A 253-nucleotide genomic window follows, 5' to 3' on the forward strand; every position below is an offset into this window, starting at 1 on the left:
CGTTTCTTCATGCCCGGAAACAACCGCATGGGCTGCCTGCTGACCATCGTGCTGGGCATCATTGGCGCCTTGGTGGCAGGCTGGTTCGGCCAGTACATGGGCTGGTACGCCCCCGGTGAGCCGGCCGGTTTCCTCGGTGCGGTAGTGGGTGCGGTGGCCGTGCTGGCCGTCCTGCGCCTGTTCAGCGGCCGCCGCTGACCCCGCTCCCCTTCCCTTCCTGTTCCCGACGAAGGCGCGCCCGGCGCGCCCGGAT

General features: G+C 69.6%; 1 protein-coding gene. It reads left to right on the plus strand.

Annotated elements, in window-relative coordinates; all coding sequences use genetic code 11:
- A partial coding sequence (locus AC6UDB_RS07145) for a GlsB/YeaQ/YmgE family stress response membrane protein (protein WP_500709572.1) occupies window positions 1-198 on the plus strand: 198 nt, incomplete at its 5' end.
- Window positions 199-253 lie beyond the last annotated feature (55 nt).

This window comes from Fructilactobacillus sp. X3R2C1 (assembly GCF_059901235.1).